We start from the raw sequence: 14,509 nt of genomic DNA, 5'->3' as shown, positions 1-14,509 counted from the left end.
GAGCAGACTGGACGGCGCACACCCCTGCCTGCACCATCGCAGGGGCCATCTGGTCCACGACCTGACACCGCGAGTGCGCGGGCGGGGCCAAGAACGAGGGGAAGACCCGTGGAACACCACCTGCTCGGCCGTACCGGCCGACTCGTGTCCGTGGTCGGGCTGGGGACCTGGCAGCTCGGCACGGACTGGGGAGACGTCAGCGAGGCCGACGCGCACGCCGTGCTCGACGCGGCGCTCGAGGCCGGCGTGACGTTCGTCGACACGGCCGACGTGTACGGCGACGGCCGCAGCGAGCAGCTCGTGGGCTCGTACCTGGCCGAGCGGCCGGACGCGCAGGTCACCGTCGCCACGAAGATGGGCCGGCGCGTCGAGCAGGTCCCCGAGGCCTACACCCTCGAGGCGTTCCGCGGGTGGGTGGACCGGTCGCGCACCAACCTGCGCACCGACCGGCTCGACCTGGTGCAGCTCCACTGCCCGCCCACCGCGGTGTACTCCGACGACGCCGTCTTCGACGCCCTCGACACGCTCGTCGAGGAGGGCGCGATCGCGGCCTATGGGGTGAGCGTCGAGACGACCGCGGAGGCGCTGGCCGCCGTCGCCCGCGCGAACGTCGCGACAGTGCAGATCATCCTCAACGCCTTCCGGCTCAAGCCGCTGGACGAGGTGCTCCCCGCGGCGTCGGAGGCCGGCGTCGGGATCATCGCCCGCGTGCCGCTCGCCTCCGGGCTGCTGTCCGGCCGGTACACCGCGCAGACGACCTTCGCGGAGACGGACCACCGGACCTACAACCGGCACGGCGAGTCGTTCGACGTGGGCGAGACCTTCTCGGGCGTGGACTACGCCACGGGAGTGGAGGCCGCACAGGAGTTCTCCCGGCTCGTGGACGAGCTCGGCGCGCCCGACGACGACGCCCCCCGGCTCACGCCCGCCCAGGCCGCGCTCGCCTGGGTCTGGCAGCAGCCCGGCGTCTCCACCGTGATCCCCGGCGCGCGCAGCGCCGAGCAGGCCAGGACGAACGCGGCCGCGGGCTCGGCGCGCGTCCTCGGCCCGACCTTCGAACGCGGCGTCCGCCGCATCTACGACGAGCGGTTCCGCGCCGCCCTGCACGAGAAGTGGTGACGGTACCCCCGATGACGACACGACCGACGGAGACGACCGAGACGCCGCTGGGCGCCGCCGACCCCACGCCGAGGCACGCGCCGTCGGGCGAGCAGGTCGTGCTCCGCCACGGGCCGCACGAGGCGGTGGTGACCGAGGTCGGCGCCACCCTGCGCGCCTACACGGTGGGCGGCCTCGAGGTCGTCCAGCCCTACGCGGCCGACCAGATCGCCCCCGCGAGCCACGGCGCCGTGCTGGCGCCCTGGCCCAACCGCCTCCGGGACGGCGCCTACACGTTCGACGGCACCGACCACCAGGTGCCGGTCAACGAGGTCGGCCGCATGACGGCGCTCCACGGGCTGGTGTGCTGGGTGCGCTTCGAGGTCTCGGCCCGGACGACGACCGACGCCGAGGACGCGGTCGAGCTGACGCACCGGATCGTGCCGACGTCGGGCTACCCGTTCGACGTCCTGCTCACCGTGCGCTACGCGCTCACCGACGCGGGGCTCACCGTCACGACGACCGCCGCGAACGACGGGACGCAGCGCGCGCCGTACGGCGTCGGCTTCCACCCGTGGCTGTCCACCCGGGGCGCGGCCGTCGACGACTGCACCCTGCGGCTCGACGCCGAGACCCGCGTCACGACCGACGACCGGCTGCTCCCGGTGGGCACCGAGCCCGTCACCGGCCCCTACGACCACCGCGAGGCCTCCACGCTCGCCGGCGCGGTGCTCGACGACGCGTTCGTGGGCGTCCTGCGCGACGCGGACGGCCTCTCGTGGGCCGAGCTCGCCACACTCGACGGCCGCACCACCCGGCTGTGGATGGACGAGACGTTCGGCTCGTGGCAGGTGTGCACGGGCGACTTCATCAACCCGCCCAGCATCCGCCGCAGCGCCGTGGCCGTCGAGCCGCAGACGTGCTACGCCGACGCGTTCCGGACCGGCGAGCTGCTCGTGGTGCTCGAGCCGGGCGCCTCGCACACGTCGCGCTGGGGCCTGGTGCTCGCCTGACGGCTCACCACACGCGTACGGACCGCTCGCTCCCGGGGAACGGGCGGTCCGTACGTCACAATGTGGGGGTGGCGGAAGCGGACGGACGGAGCACGGTGAACCAGAGCAGCACCTCGGGGAACGGCTCCGCCTACGCGGCAGGCGCGCCCGTCGGCGACGACCGCACCGAGCTGCGGGTGTGCGTGGTCGGTGACGAGCTCGTCGCCGGCGCGGGCGACGCGCGTGGCCTCGGCTGGACGGGCCGGGTCGCGGCGCGCACCCGGTTCGACGGCGTCACCGTGGTGATGCCCCTCGCGATCCCCGGCGAGGGCTCGACCGGCCTCTCCCAGCGCTGGGACGCCGAGGCGTCACGCCGCTTCTCGCCCGCCCCCGGCGCGGACAACCGCCTGGTCGTCGCGCTCGGGCGGCACGACGTCGACACCGACCTCTCCCTCGCCCGGAGCCGCCTCAACCTCGCGAACGTCCTGGACGTCGCCGAGCAGCGGCGTCTGCCGACGTTCGTCGTCGGACCGCCGCCCGGGAGCCCCGAGCAGAACGGCAGGCTCGGCGAGCTGTCCGACGCGTACGCCGACGTCGCGAACCGGCGCCGCGTCCCGTACGTCGACACGTTCGGGCCGCTGGTCGGGCACGAGCAGTGGCTCGGCGACCTCGCCACGGGACCCACGGGGATGCCCGGGCAGGCGGGCTACGGCCTCATGGCGTGGCTCGTCCTGCACACCGGCTGGCACCAGTGGCTGGGCCTGCCGGACCCCGCGCTCTGACCGCGCCCCCACGACGGGGCCGGGGAGCCGCAGCCCGGTGAGGAGCGTCACGACCGCCAGCACGGCACACCTCCGGGGACGGGTCAGCGCAGGGTCGCGCGGATCGCCGCGCGCGCGGAGTCGAGGACGGTCCGCGCCGTCTCGACGGTGACGCGCGTCACCGAGTCCACGGCGTCGGCGCGCCGCAGCTCGGCCCGCAGGTCGTCGCGGAAGGCCTGGAGCATGGCGTCGACCTCGCGGCGGGCGCGGTTCGACGCGGCCCGCACCTGCCGCCCGCGCTCGTGGGCGTCCCGCGACGCCCCGGGTGCGCCCTGCCGCGCCTCCTGCCGCGCCTCCTGGGCGGCGAGCGCGAGCTCGGCACGCAGCCCCTGCATCGAGCTGGCGACGTCGTCGCGCAGGGACTGCGCGCGCTCGCGCACGGTGTCGTCGATGCCTCGCTCGAGCCGGGCGACGTCGTCGGCCCGGCTCGCGAGCTCCTCGCGGCCGGCGTCGGTGAGGGCGTAGGGCGCGGTGCGGCCCGACGCGGTCCGCCGGACGAGCCCCTCCTCCTCGAGCCGCGCGAGGCGCGGGTACACCGTGCCGGCACTGGGGCGGTAGGTCCCGCCGAACCGGTCCGAGAGCGCGGTGATGAGCTCGTAGCCGTGCCGCGGACCGTCGTCGAGGAGAGCGAGCAGGTACAGGCGCAGCTCGCCGTGCGCGAAGACGGCGACCATCACGCGTCCCGCCCGTCCGACGCGCCGGGCGCCGTGCCCGCAGCGTCCTCGGGAACCCGTCGCTCGAGGACGGTCAGGTCGCCCGAGACCACGTTGACGACGGCGCTGCCCAGCGCGCGCGGCACCGCCAGCACCGCACCCTTGTGGTGGCGGGCGGACTGCTCGACGCCGTCCACCGTGACCCGGCCGGACGCGGCCGAGAGCTTGAGCGTGAGCCGGGCGACCTCGGGCGCCCGGAGGACGACGTCGCCCGAGACGGCGGAGACCTTCACGGTCCGCGGCGTCGTCGTCAGGTCGAGGGTGACGTCGCCCGACACGGTGCTCGCCGTGACGCCCGGGACGTCGCCGGAGACGGTCGTGGCACCGGACACGCTCGAGACCTCGACCTTGCCCGTGTGGTCCCGCACCACGAGCTCGCCCGACACCGTGCTGACGGTGAGGTCCCCGGTGCACTGGTCGACGACGACCGGACCGCTGACCGTCGAGACCTTGGCGTTCCCCCGCAGGCCCGCGACGAGCCCGTCGGCCTTGACCACGGCGAGCTTCAGCGCGACGTCGGCGGGGACCGTGACCTGGACGTCGGCGGACTCGTCGGAGCGGAAGAGCCGGAGCTTGTCGGCGAAGCCGGCGAAGCCGACGTTGCGGTAGCCGACCTTGAGCGTGCGGCCGGAGACGTCCACCTCGAGCGGGCGCCCGGTGAGCGCGTGGACCTCGACGCGCGAGCCGGGTCCGTCCCCGGCGACCACGTCGATCCGGCCGCGCACGAGCGTGACCTCGAGCGCGTCGACGGTCTCCCCGACCTCGATGGTGGTGGGCTCCGCCACCGTCCAGTGCTGCCCCATGGCTGTCTCCGTCCCTCCGCGTCGAGTGACGCGATATATCTTGTCTCGCCGGACACGTTATATCGCGTCTTTGGCGCTGGCAACCCCCGCCGTGTGGGACCATGGACAGCGAACCCTCACACCTCGAAGGAGACAGCCATGAGCAAGCGCGGGCGCAAGCGTCGCAGCCGCAAGGGCAACGCCGCCAACCACGGCCGTCGTCCCAACGCCTGAGCACTCTCGGGCAGGGCACGGCACGAGGCCCCGGGCTCCTCACGGAGACCGGGGCCTCGTCATGTCCACGGCGGGCGGACGCCCCGCGGCTCAGGCCTCGCGCGCGATGACGCTCGTCACGGAGAACTGCGCGTACAGGCGGGCCCGCAGCGTCGCCGGCGCCCGGTCGGCGCACGACCGGCGCAGCAGCTGACGCACGAGCTCGTCCAGCCCCAGCTCCGCGAGGCACGGGGAGCAGTGGGCGAGGTGCGCGCGCATGCGTACCGCGTCGTCCTCCGTCATCTCCGAGTCGAGGTACTCCCACAGGTGCCCGACGACGTGGTCGCACTCCCCGCCGTCGCCCAGGGCGTGCGGGATCGGCTCGATGCCCTCGGCATCGGCGCCGAGAGCTGCCGAGGCGCGGCCGACGCCTGCGTCGCCACTGCCCTCGACGGGAACGTTGCTGCTCACGACTGTCCTCCTGCGCTCGTCCCCACGAGCCCTCGATCCTGTGCGTAGTCGGCCAGCAGCTCGCGCAGCTGCCGCCGCCCCCGGTGCAGACGCGACATCACGGTGCCGATCGGCGTCCCCATGATCTCCGCGATCTCCTTGTACGGGAAGCCCTCGACGTCCGCGTAGTACACGGCCATCCGCCGGTCCTCGGGGAGCTGCTGGAGCGCCGCCTTGATGTCCGAGTCCGGCAGCCGGTCCAGCGCCTCGGCCTCCGCGGAACGCAGCCCTTGGGAGGTGTGCGACGCCGCGCGCGCGATCTGCCAGTCCTCGACGTCCTCCGCGTTCGACTGCAGCGGCTCGCGCTGCTTCTTGCGGTACGAGTTGATGAACGTGTTCGTGAGGATCCGGTACAGCCACGCCTTGAGGTTCGTGTCCGGCCGGTACTGGTGGAAGGCCGCGTACGCCTTGGCGAACGTCTCCTGCACCAGGTCCTCTGCGTCGGCCGGGTTGCGCGTCATCCGCAGCGCCGCCGAGTACAGCTGGTCGAGGTACGCCAGCGCGTCCCGCTCGAAGCGCGCGGCGCGGGCCGCCTCGTCCTCGGTCGCGGGCGCGCGGTTCGTGTCGTCGGGGTCGACGTCGGGTACGGCGGTGGGCGAGCCCACCGCGGCGGCCGGGTCGGCTGGGGTCTGAGTCATCGTCACCGAGCCTAGTCCTCGACGCTTCGCGCGGCCTGGGAGCGTCACCTGGGGGCCGTCGACGAACTGGTCCGGCCGCACCTGGGGCCGGACGGCGGGACTCTCGAGCACAGCGCACGTCACGTGGGGTGGAACGTCGACCCGGGCGCGGAACATTCCCCGCCGCCACCACGGGTGGGCTCGAACGCCGCGGCGTGAAGGATCATCGATCGATCGTAGGCAGCCGGGGGTGGCCCACCACCTGCGCGCGGGTGGCGTGGCGGCGGGCGGTGCGACAGTCTGGACAGATGCTGCTGCGACACCTCGCCCGCCCGCTCCTGGCCGTGCCCTTCGTGTACGACGGCGTGAGCGCCGCGCTCCGGCCGGCCCCCCACGTCGAGGTCGCCGAGGCGACGCTCGACCAGGTCGGGGCCTTCGTCCCCGGCGTCCGGGAGGCGACGCGCGGCCGGGTCGCCCTGGTCGTCCGTGCGCACGGCGCGCTGACCGCGGTCGCCGGGCTGCTCCTGGCCGTCAACAAGGCGCCGCGGACGGCCGCGCTCGCCCTCGCGGCGCTGACGGCCCCCCTGGCCGTCGCGTACCAGCCGGTGACGCGCGAGCCGGGCCGCAGGGACGAACGCGCCGGCCGGTTCGTCAAGGCGCTCGGGCTCACGGGTGCGGCGCTCCTGGCCGCGGCCGACACCGAGGGCCGGCCCGGTGTCCGGTGGCGCGTCGAGCACGCGCGCGAGGAGCGGCACGTGCGTCATGCCGCGGTCGACGACGCCGTGCGGTCCGCGGTCGCGCACGACGCGTAGGCGGTGCGCGGGCCGGACTGCCTCGCGCCCCGGGAGTGCCGCTCGCAGGTCGCCACGTACGTCACGATTCGGACACGGTTTTGGACCGGATGCGCGCTTTGGTCCTGGCTATATAGGTCGATAAGGGTCATAACCGCCTCAGTCGGTGCGGTTGGGACGGTTCGACGCCTCGGAGCGCTCGCTGTGTTGCCTTAGGCTGCGGTCGCCGTCGACCGACCCAGAGAAGCGAGCTCCGCACCGATGACTGCTGCACGCCGGCACCTGCCGATCGCCACCACCCTCGCCGCACTGACCCTGCTCGGCGTCGCCTCCGCGCCTGCCGCGCTCGCGTCGTCGGCCCTCCCCGCCACGACCGGCCACCACGGCCAGGACGTCTGCCCCGAGGGCGACGGCTGGAAGAAGTTCGACAACCTCACCGGCACCTCCTACGAGGCCAAGGCCGACGCCGGGTACGTGATCGACGCGTACTGCGTGAAGTCCGCGACGACCGTGGCGTACAAGAGCGTGTCGCCGGGCGCCCCCGAGGTCACCGTCACGACGCCCTCGACGAACAGGCGCGGCGTGTCCCAGGACATCAGCCACGTCACGGTCCACGAGGTCAAGGCCGGCCAGTCCGGCTGGGACTGGCGCTACCCCGCGCCGGACGCGGACGGCGTCACCGTCACCTACCCGACCGACCTACCGTCGGGCCAGGCCAACGACGCCAACGTCGCCATCACCAACCTCGACACCGGCGAGCAGCGGACGTTCAACTTCCACAACGACAAGGGCACGTGGAGCGGGACGCACCACTTCAACCCGACCACGCTCCCGGGCTGGCCGGGCTGGAAGCACTACGCGTACACGTGGGTGCAGGTCGCCGGCACCAACTACCACTGGCAGGGCCACGTGGAGTGCGGCGGCAAGCCGACCTCGCACGCCACCAGCAGCCCGAGCACGTCGCCCAGCACCAAGCCCAGCGAGGACACCACCACCACGCCGACGCCGTCGTCCGACGAGTCTTCCGCTGCGACGTCGAGCCCGTCGGCGAGCTCCACGCCCTCCTCGACGGCCCCGTCGCCCAGCCCGTCGACGAGCGCCGCCCCGAGCGCGTCGACGGCGACCACCGAGGCTCCGGCGTCGGGCGTCGCGGACACCACGACCGCCAGCCCCGAGGCGACGACGGTCGTCCTGGCCGCGGGCGGGACGGCCTCCCCCACGACGTCGGCCGCCGCCGTCGCCGACTCGAGCGGCGACCTCGCCGAGACGGGCGCGAACGTGCTCCCGTACGTCATCGGCGCCGTGCTCCTCGTTGCCGCCGGCGGGACGCTCGTCGTCGTCCGCCGCCGCGCCGCCTGAGGCACCGCCCGGCCTGCGGGCGCGCCGATCGGGCGCGCCCGCAGGCCGATAGCCTGATCCCATGACGATCCCGGGGACCGCGCCGCTCACCGCTCTGCCGACCGACGACGCACCCTGGGCCGCGCCCCTCGCGGGCCGCCCGCTCGACGCCACCGTCGAGGTCCCCGGCTCCAAGTCGCTCACCAACCGGCTGCTCGTGCTCGCGGCCCTCGCCGACGGCCCGGGAACCCTGCACGGCGCGCTGCGGAGCCGCGACTCCGACCTCATGGTCGCGGCGCTGCGCGCGCTGGGCGTCCGCGTCGACGTGGACGGTTCCACGGTCCGCGTCGCGCCGGCTCGCCTGCGGGGCGGCGCCGCCGTCGACTGCGGGCTCGCCGGGACCGTGATGCGCTTCCTGCCTCCCGTCGCCGCGCTGGCCGACGGCGCTGTCCGGTTCGACGGCGACGAGGGCGCCCGGGTCCGCCCCATGGCACCCGTGCTCGACGCGCTGCGTGCGCTCGGCGTCGGCGTGGACGACGGCGGCCGCGGCACGCTGCCCTTCACGATCACCGGGACGGGCGCCGTCCGCGGGGGCACGGTCGACGTCGACGCGTCGGGCTCGAGCCAGTTCGTGTCGGGCCTGCTCCTGTCCGGGGCGCGGTTCGACGACGGTCTGACCGTCCGCCACGTCGGCGCGCACCTGCCGTCGCTCCCCCACATCGAGATGACGGTCCTCACGCTCCGCGAGGCAGGCGTCGAGGTCCAGGTCTCGGGGCTCGGCGGGGCGCCCGGCGACGTCCCCACGTGGCGCGTCCTGCCCGGCACCATCGCGGCGCGCGACGTCCGCGTCGAGCCGGACCTGTCGAACGCAGCGCCGTTCCTCGCGGCGGCCCTCGTCGCGGGCGGCACCGTCCGCGTGCCGGGCTGGCCGGCCGAGACGACGCAGCCGGGCGCGCTCGTCCCCGGGCTGCTCGAGCGCATGGGCGGGCGCTGGACGCTCGAGGACGGCGTCCTGGCCGTGACGGGCGACGGCACGGTCCGCGGCATCGACGTCGACCTCTCCCCCGCGGGCGAGCTCGCCCCCACCGTCGCGGCACTCGCCGCGGTCGCCGACTCGCCCAGCCGCCTGCGCGGTGTCGGGCACCTGCGCGGGCACGAGACCGACCGGCTTGCTGCGCTCCGCGCCGAGATCGTCGCGCTGGGCGGCGGCTGCGAGGAGACCGCCGACGGCCTCGTGATCACGCCCGCCCCGCTGCACGGCGGCGTCTGGCACTCGTACGCGGACCACCGGATGGCGACGTCCGGCGCGCTCGTCGGGCTGCGGGTGCCCGGCGTCTCGGTCGAGAACGTGTCGACGACCGCCAAGACCCTGCCCGGGTTCACGGGCCTCTGGTCGGCGATGCTGGACGACGGCGCGCCGACCCCCGGTCCCGACGGACGGGCCTGAGCCCGTGGCCGGCCGCGAGCTCGACGAGTCGGACATCCGGGAGCGCCCGTCGCGCCGCGGCACCCGCCCCCGCACCAAGCAGCGCCCCGCGCACGAGGACGCCCTTCCGGGCCGGGTGACCGCCGTCGACCGCGGCCGGTACACGCTGCTGCTCGACGAGGACGGGTCCGACGAGCGCGTCGTCCTCGCGATGAAGGCGCGCGAGCTCGGCCGCGACCGGGTGGTGTGCGGCGACCAGGTCGACGTCGTCGGCGACACCAGCGGGGACGAGGGCTCTCTCGCGCGGATCGTGCGGATCGCCGAGCGGCGCACCGTGCTCCGGCGCACCGCGGACGACACCGACCCGTACGAGCGGATCGTCGTCGCGAACGCGGACCAGCTCGTCATCGTCACCGCGCTCGCCCAGCCCGAGCCGCGCACGGGGTTCATCGACCGGGCCGTCGTCGCCGCGTACGACGCCGGGATGGACGTGCTGCTGTGCCTCACCAAGGCCGACCTCGCGAGCCCCGACGTGCTGCGCGACCTGTACGAGCCGATCGGCGTCCGCGTCGTCGTCACGCGTCGCGAGCAGCCCGACGCCGCCAGCGGTGCGAGCGCCATCGACGGCGTCGACGCGCTGCGTGCCGCGGTCGCGGGGCGCGTCTCGGTGCTGCTGGGGCACTCGGGCGTCGGCAAGTCCACCCTGGTCAACGCGCTCGTCCCCGGCACCGGCCGCGCGACCGGTCACGTCAACGACGTCACCGGCCGGGGCCGGCACACCTCCACCTCCGCGGTCGCGCTGCGGCTCCCCGTGCCCGACGCCGGCCTTCCGGCGGGCGGTCGCCGCGGCTGGGTCATCGATACGCCCGGGATCCGGTCGTTCGGCCTCGCGCACGTCGACGTCGCCCGTGTGCTGAGCGCGTTCGAGGACCTCGACGCCGTCGCCGTCGAGCGCTGCCCCCGCGGCTGCACGCACCTCGCCGGCGCCCCCGACTGCGCCCTCGACGCCTGGGTCGAGGAGGCGCCCGACGACGCGACGCGCGATGCACGGGAGGCGCGGCTCACGTCGTTCCGGCGGCTCGTCGAGGCGCGGGCGGCCGGCGACCGGGACTGACCTTCGCCGACGGCGACGCTGCGTTCGCCGACGGTGACACGGAGGCGGTGTGGCCCGAACTGGGCGCGGGCTCAAGGTGGGTCGTACGCCGAGCAAGCGGGTCCGGCGTCGAACAAGCAGCGGTTCGGCGCTTGCTCGGCGGCGAAGGTGCTTGCTCGACGACGGCGCCCCCGGGTGGTGAGCGGGACGTTCGGAGCGGGTGGGTTCTGGCAGGTGGTGAAGGACGTCAAGGAGCCGGAAGGCCCCCAGGGGCCTGAAGGCGACGCAGTCCGAACCAGCTGCCCAAACCCACCCGCGGACACCACGTCACCGTCGACGAACCGAACGTCACCGTCGGCGTCAGCAGCCGAGCGCGGCCAGGCGGGGCTCGAGCGCCCAGTGCTCGGGCGGGATCTGCGACCGGTCCAGCCCGCGCCGGTCGATGTCGAGGCGGATCGCGAGGGTGTGCCGCAGGTCGTAGACGGCGTCGCGGACGCTCGCGGCGTCGTCGTCGGCGGTGTCGCCGTAGCCCGCCCGGAAGGCGGCCTCCGCCGCGGCGCCGGCGATGCGGATGCGCGACCACGCCCACTCCGCGCGGGGGTCGCCCCAGCGTGCGGCGTCGTGGTCGAGGACCCCCGTGATCCGGGCCGTGCCGGGGGCCAGCAGCACGTTCGGCCGCCACAGGTCGCCGTGGAGCAGCGCCGGCACGCGGACGACGTCGAGGGCGTCCGCATGCTTGGGGACCGCCGCCTCGGTGCGGGCCACCAGGGTGGGGTCCACGCCGGCGCTGCGGGCGTCGGCGGCGAGCGCGGCCACGTCCTCCGCGACGGCGTCCGACCAGCGCGGATGCACGGGGGCCAGCGCCCTGCCGAACCCGTCGCCCCGGACCGTGTGGAGCGTCGCGCACACCGCGCCGAGGTTGCGGTGGAAGGCATCACGGCCGGCGTCGTCGAGCAGCACGTCCGACGCCGGGACGCCGGGCACGGCGGTGTGGACCACCCAGTCGCGGGCGACGAGCCGGTGCGTGAAGTCCACCGCGACCGTCCGTGCCACGAGCGGGCCGAGCACGGCGACGAACGGGGTCGCCGCGTGCTCGTTGCGCATCGCGTGCCGGTCCGCCGCGCCCTGTGACGACTCCTCCGGCGCGAAGCGCAGGTACGCCTCGCCGCCGTCTGCCAGGTCGAGCCGGAAGGTCACGTTGTACGTGCCGGTCGTCGTGGCCGTCGCCGCACGCACCGCACCCGCGCCGAACGCCTCCTCGCAGGCGGCCGCCACGACGTCGTCGGGCACGTCCCGCTGGAAGCCGGGGGCGGGCCGTTCCGTGCGCCTGATCTGAAGGCCTGGCATGTCCGTCTTCTCCCGTCCTGGCACGTGTCCCCGGCGCGGTGCCGCGGGCGGCGGCGCGCCACCACTACGTTGTCACCATGACCCGCTACGACGACGACCTACGTCTGGCGCACGTGATCGCCGACCAGGTCGACCAACACACGATGTCCCGGTTCAAGGCGCTCGACCTGCACGTCGAGACCAAGCCGGACCGCACGCCGGTCTCCGACGCCGACCGCGACGCCGAGCGGATGATCCGGTCGACGCTCGAGCGGGCCCGCACCCGCGATGCGATCCTCGGCGAGGAGTTCGGGGCGACGGGGTCGTCGCCCCGGCGATGGATCCTGGATCCGATCGACGGTACCAAGAACTTCGTCCGCGGCGTGCCCGTGTGGGCGACGCTCATCGGCCTCGTCGACGGCGACGAGGTCGTCGCCGGGCTCGTGTCGGCGCCCGCGCTGGGGCGGCGGTGGTGGGCGGCGAAGGGCTCGGGCGCCTGGACCGGCAAGTCCCTCTCGGCGGCGACCCGGCTCCAGGTCTCCGGGGTCACCGAGCTCGAGGACGCCTCGCTGTCGTACTCCAGCCTCACCGCCTGGGAGGAGCGCGACCGGCTCGACTCGATGCTCGACCTGCACCGCACGGTCTGGCGCACCCGGGCGTACGGGGACTTCTGGTCCTACGTGCTCGTGGCCGAGGGCGCCGTCGACGTCGCCGCGGAGCCCGAGCTCGAGCTCTACGACATGGCCGCACTCGTCCCGATCGTGACGGAGGCCGGCGGCCGCTTCACCGGCCTCGACGGCAAGCCCGGCCCGTTCAGCGGGAACGCGATCGCGTCCAACGGCCACCTGCACGACGCGGCCCTCGAGTACCTGGGCGACTGACCGCACCCCGCGACGTAGTACGGCCGCCCGTATACCTCGCGGTCAGCGCGGGGCGTCGCCGAGCTCGGTCCAGTCGTACCAGAGCAGGTCCCGGTCGACGACGGCCTGCAGCGCCGCGTCGAGCTCGGCCTCGGCGACCTGACCGACGCGCAGTACGTCGGGGCCGGCGTCGGTCTCGTCGACGTGCACGCACACCACCTGCGCGTCCACGTCCTCGGTGACCTGGACGGTGCTGGGCGAGACGTCGTCGCCGGTGACGGGGGCGTCCCCGACGACACGGTCGGGCACCTCGACGGTCACGACGACGCGGAGCGGCGACGAGGCGCCCTGGAGGACCAGCCCGAGCGAGTCGTCGGCGGCGGCCAGCCAGGCGGCGTACTCGACGCCTTCGTCGTCCTCGTCCGGCAGCTCGGCGCGCAGCGCGGGCGTGACGGCGTGCGCGACGCGCGGGTCGATCGGCCAGGTGGCCCGCGTCGAGGTCGTGGTGACGGAGTCGAGGTCGTCGCGGGTCGCGGGCACGTACAGGCGCATGGCCTCAGTGTGCCCGTTCGAGCGCCTCGCGTCGTACCGGCCCGCCGACGACGGCACCGTCGCCGGCGTCCCGGACCGGCAGGAGCGTGCGGACCGTGCCCGCGAGCGCCGTGAGCGCCGACCGCACGGCGGACGACGGCGCGCACTCGGCGATCACCCGGCCCTCGAGGACGGCCCGGTCGCACGCGGCAGGGTCGTCGGGCAGCAGGACGGGCGAGTCGACGCCCGCGTACCGGGCCAGCACGTCGCCGACGGCCTGCGCGGGCCGGGCGCCCGCCGCGCGTCCGCGGACCCGGTTCGCGACGACGACGCGCGGCGCGAGCACGCCGGCGTCGTCGAGGTCCCCGAGCGCGCGCACGAGGCGCTGGATCCCGACGGGGTCGGCGCCGCCGACCACGACCACGACGTCGGCCGCGCCGAGGGCGGACAGGGTGGCGGCGTTGCGCTGGGGCGCCCGGGTGTCGTAGGTCAGCAGCTCGTCGTGCTCGAGCGAGAACCCGCAGTCGACGACCGTCACGTCGGCGACCTCGCGTGCCCGCTCCCACACGACGTCGAGCGACGACCCCGGCAGCTCGACCCAGCGCGCCGGACGGGTGATGCCGGTGAGCACGCGCAGCCGAGCGAGGACGTAGGGGCTGAGCCGCGCCAGGGCGACGGCGTCGAGCACACCCTGGGCGGCGGCGCGGGACGCGGCGGCGAGCCCGACGGACTCGTCGAGCATCCCGAGGAGCTGGGCGACCACGCCGCCGTAGGTGTCGGCGTCGGCGAGCAGGACCTCGACCCCGGCGTCGACCGGCACCCGGCGACGCCCCGCCCGTCGTCCCGCGCCCGCGAGCTCGGCGGCGAGGTTCACGGCGACCGTCGAGCGCCCGGGCGCGCCCGTCGGACCCCAGACGACGACGACGCTGCCGGACCGCCGCACGAGCGGCGCGTCCTCGAGCTGCGGGAGTGCCCCCGTGTCGGGCCGGGCGGGGTCGCGCAGCGCGTCCCGGACGGTCGCCGCGAGGGTCGCATCGTCGTCGAGCGCCGCACGGAGCGCGAGGACGCGGTCCGGCCCGAGCGCTCGCACGCGCTGCTCCTCGTACGCGACGTCGTCGTGCAGGACGACGACGCGCACAGCCGCCTCGTGGAGCGCGGCGACCGCGGCCCGGTCGAGCCCGGTGAGGTCGCCGGACACGACGGCCACGGCGCCGAGCCCGGCCGCGGACGCGGCGAGCAGCTCGGCCACGTCGGCGCAGCGCCGCACGACGACGGTGCCGGGGTCAGCGGCGAGCGTCGTCGCGACCCGGGCCTCGGCGGGCCCGCGGACCGCGCAGAGGACCGGAACGGGCGTCGTGTCGCCGGGCGCGCTCACTTGCCACCGCCGGGTACGACGGT

The 14,509-nt window shown here is 75.1% G+C and carries 16 protein-coding genes; 9 read left to right on the top strand and 7 right to left on the bottom strand.

The genetic code is table 11. The annotated features are described in order from the left end of the window. Positions 1–108 precede the first annotated feature (108 nt). The 3 genes from ACLQ14_RS13375 to ACLQ14_RS13365 all read left to right on the top strand — a co-directional run bounded on the left by ACLQ14_RS13375 (position 109) and on the right by ACLQ14_RS13365 (position 2,872). Positions 109–1,119 carry an aldo/keto reductase gene (locus ACLQ14_RS13375; protein ID WP_425813751.1) on the top strand — a complete coding sequence of 337 codons (1,011 nt, stop codon included), beginning with the start codon at positions 109–111 and terminating at the stop codon, positions 1,117–1,119. Between the two features lie 11 nt (positions 1,120–1,130). Beyond that, positions 1,131–2,111 (top strand): aldose 1-epimerase family protein, encoded by a 981-nt coding sequence (locus ACLQ14_RS13370; RefSeq protein WP_425813749.1) that lies wholly within the window; start codon positions 1,131–1,133, stop codon positions 2,109–2,111. Between the two features lie 170 nt (positions 2,112–2,281). Then, positions 2,282–2,872, top strand: a complete 591-nt coding sequence (locus ACLQ14_RS13365; protein ID WP_425813983.1) for a GDSL-type esterase/lipase family protein — start codon at positions 2,282–2,284, stop codon at positions 2,870–2,872. An 83-nt stretch (positions 2,873–2,955) separates the two neighbouring features. Here ACLQ14_RS13365 and ACLQ14_RS13360 read toward each other — a convergent pair whose 3' ends face one another. After that, positions 2,956–3,585, bottom strand: coding sequence for a helix-turn-helix transcriptional regulator (locus ACLQ14_RS13360; RefSeq protein WP_425813981.1), 630 nt, complete (start codon positions 3,583–3,585; stop codon positions 2,956–2,958). Then, a complete protein-coding gene (locus ACLQ14_RS13355; protein WP_425813747.1) occupies positions 3,585–4,427 on the bottom strand; it encodes a DUF4097 family beta strand repeat-containing protein in 843 nt (280 codons plus the stop codon). Before ACLQ14_RS13355 ends, ACLQ14_RS13360 begins: the two co-directional genes overlap by 1 nt. Positions 4,428–4,565: 138 nt before the next feature. Between ACLQ14_RS13355 and ACLQ14_RS13350 the strand changes: the two genes are divergently transcribed. Continuing rightward, positions 4,566–4,640 carry a 50S ribosomal protein bL37 gene (locus tag ACLQ14_RS13350; protein WP_098459088.1) on the top strand — a complete coding sequence of 25 codons (75 nt, stop codon included), beginning with the start codon at positions 4,566–4,568 and terminating at the stop codon, positions 4,638–4,640. Between the two features lie 90 nt (positions 4,641–4,730). Here ACLQ14_RS13350 and rsrA read toward each other — a convergent pair whose 3' ends face one another. Next, positions 4,731–5,090, bottom strand: coding sequence for a mycothiol system anti-sigma-R factor (gene rsrA / locus ACLQ14_RS13345; protein WP_425813745.1), 360 nt, complete (start codon positions 5,088–5,090; stop codon positions 4,731–4,733). Further along, positions 5,087–5,767 (bottom strand): sigma-70 family RNA polymerase sigma factor, encoded by a 681-nt coding sequence (locus ACLQ14_RS13340; protein ID WP_425813743.1) that lies wholly within the window; start codon positions 5,765–5,767, stop codon positions 5,087–5,089. The genes rsrA and ACLQ14_RS13340 overlap by 4 nt, the downstream gene beginning before the upstream one ends. 287 nt (positions 5,768–6,054) lie before the next feature. Between ACLQ14_RS13340 and ACLQ14_RS13335 the strand changes: the two genes are divergently transcribed. The 4 genes from ACLQ14_RS13335 (at position 6,055) to rsgA (ending at position 10,415) form a co-directional block, all read left to right on the top strand. Beyond that, positions 6,055–6,558 (top strand): DoxX family membrane protein, encoded by a 504-nt coding sequence (locus tag ACLQ14_RS13335; protein WP_425813741.1) that lies wholly within the window; start codon positions 6,055–6,057, stop codon positions 6,556–6,558. Positions 6,559–6,798: 240 nt separating this feature from the next. Further along, positions 6,799–7,896: a hypothetical protein gene (locus tag ACLQ14_RS13330; RefSeq protein WP_425813739.1), complete on the top strand. Its 1,098-nt coding sequence runs from the start codon at positions 6,799–6,801 to the stop codon at positions 7,894–7,896. 61 nt (positions 7,897–7,957) lie between these two features. Next, the gene (gene aroA / locus ACLQ14_RS13325; protein ID WP_425813737.1) at positions 7,958–9,322 is read left to right on the top strand and encodes a 3-phosphoshikimate 1-carboxyvinyltransferase; all 1,365 of its coding nucleotides are present in this window, start codon (positions 7,958–7,960) and stop codon (positions 9,320–9,322) included. Positions 9,323–9,326: 4 nt separating this feature from the next. Further along, the gene (gene rsgA / locus ACLQ14_RS13320; protein WP_425813735.1) at positions 9,327–10,415 is read left to right on the top strand and encodes a ribosome small subunit-dependent GTPase A; all 1,089 of its coding nucleotides are present in this window, start codon (positions 9,327–9,329) and stop codon (positions 10,413–10,415) included. A 339-nt stretch (positions 10,416–10,754) separates the two neighbouring features. Here rsgA and ACLQ14_RS13315 read toward each other — a convergent pair whose 3' ends face one another. Then, on the bottom strand, positions 10,755–11,741 hold the full coding sequence (locus ACLQ14_RS13315; protein WP_425813733.1) for a phosphotransferase family protein: 987 nt from the start codon (positions 11,739–11,741) through the stop codon (positions 10,755–10,757). Positions 11,742–11,818: 77 nt separating this feature from the next. On the opposite strand from ACLQ14_RS13315, the gene hisN reads away from it, so the two are divergent. Next, positions 11,819–12,601, top strand: coding sequence for a histidinol-phosphatase (hisN, locus tag ACLQ14_RS13310; RefSeq protein WP_425813731.1), 783 nt, complete (start codon positions 11,819–11,821; stop codon positions 12,599–12,601). Positions 12,602–12,643: 42 nt separating this feature from the next. Here the strand turns inward: hisN and ACLQ14_RS13305 are convergent, their stop codons facing one another. Next, complete coding sequence (locus tag ACLQ14_RS13305; RefSeq protein WP_425813729.1) at positions 12,644–13,132, bottom strand: DUF6912 family protein; 489 nt, start codon at positions 13,130–13,132, stop codon at positions 12,644–12,646. Positions 13,133–13,136: 4 nt separating this feature from the next. Continuing rightward, positions 13,137–14,486: a hypothetical protein gene (locus tag ACLQ14_RS13300; protein WP_425813727.1), complete on the bottom strand. Its 1,350-nt coding sequence runs from the start codon at positions 14,484–14,486 to the stop codon at positions 13,137–13,139. Between the last annotated feature and the right edge of the window lie 23 nt (positions 14,487–14,509).

This window comes from Luteimicrobium sp. DT211, assembly GCF_049844995.1.
Lineage (GTDB): Bacteria > Actinomycetota > Actinomycetes > Actinomycetales > Cellulomonadaceae > Luteimicrobium.
Note: the sequence above shows the minus strand (reverse complement) of the source record. Positions and strands in the feature narration are given on the sequence as shown.

What these genes read in the sequence shown, in the direction of transcription:
- ACLQ14_RS13370 (WP_425813749.1), top strand. Translation starts at nt 1,131, where the DNA reads ATGACGACACGACCGACGGAGACGACCGAGACGCCGCTGGGCGCCGCC.
- ACLQ14_RS13360 (WP_425813981.1), bottom strand. Translation starts at nt 3,585, where the DNA reads ATGGTCGCCGTCTTCGCGCACGGCGAGCTGCGCCTGTACCTGCTCGCT.
- ACLQ14_RS13355 (WP_425813747.1), bottom strand. Translation starts at nt 4,427, where the DNA reads ATGGGGCAGCACTGGACGGTGGCGGAGCCCACCACCATCGAGGTCGGG.
- ACLQ14_RS13340 (WP_425813743.1), bottom strand. Translation starts at nt 5,767, where the DNA reads ATGACTCAGACCCCAGCCGACCCGGCCGCCGCGGTGGGCTCGCCCACC.
- ACLQ14_RS13335 (WP_425813741.1), top strand. Translation starts at nt 6,055, where the DNA reads ATGCTGCTGCGACACCTCGCCCGCCCGCTCCTGGCCGTGCCCTTCGTG.
- ACLQ14_RS13330 (WP_425813739.1), top strand. Translation starts at nt 6,799, where the DNA reads ATGACTGCTGCACGCCGGCACCTGCCGATCGCCACCACCCTCGCCGCA.
- aroA (WP_425813737.1), top strand. Translation starts at nt 7,958, where the DNA reads ATGACGATCCCGGGGACCGCGCCGCTCACCGCTCTGCCGACCGACGAC.
- ACLQ14_RS13315 (WP_425813733.1), bottom strand. Translation starts at nt 11,741, where the DNA reads ATGCCAGGCCTTCAGATCAGGCGCACGGAACGGCCCGCCCCCGGCTTC.
- hisN (WP_425813731.1), top strand. Translation starts at nt 11,819, where the DNA reads ATGACCCGCTACGACGACGACCTACGTCTGGCGCACGTGATCGCCGAC.
- ACLQ14_RS13305 (WP_425813729.1), bottom strand. Translation starts at nt 13,132, where the DNA reads ATGCGCCTGTACGTGCCCGCGACCCGCGACGACCTCGACTCCGTCACC.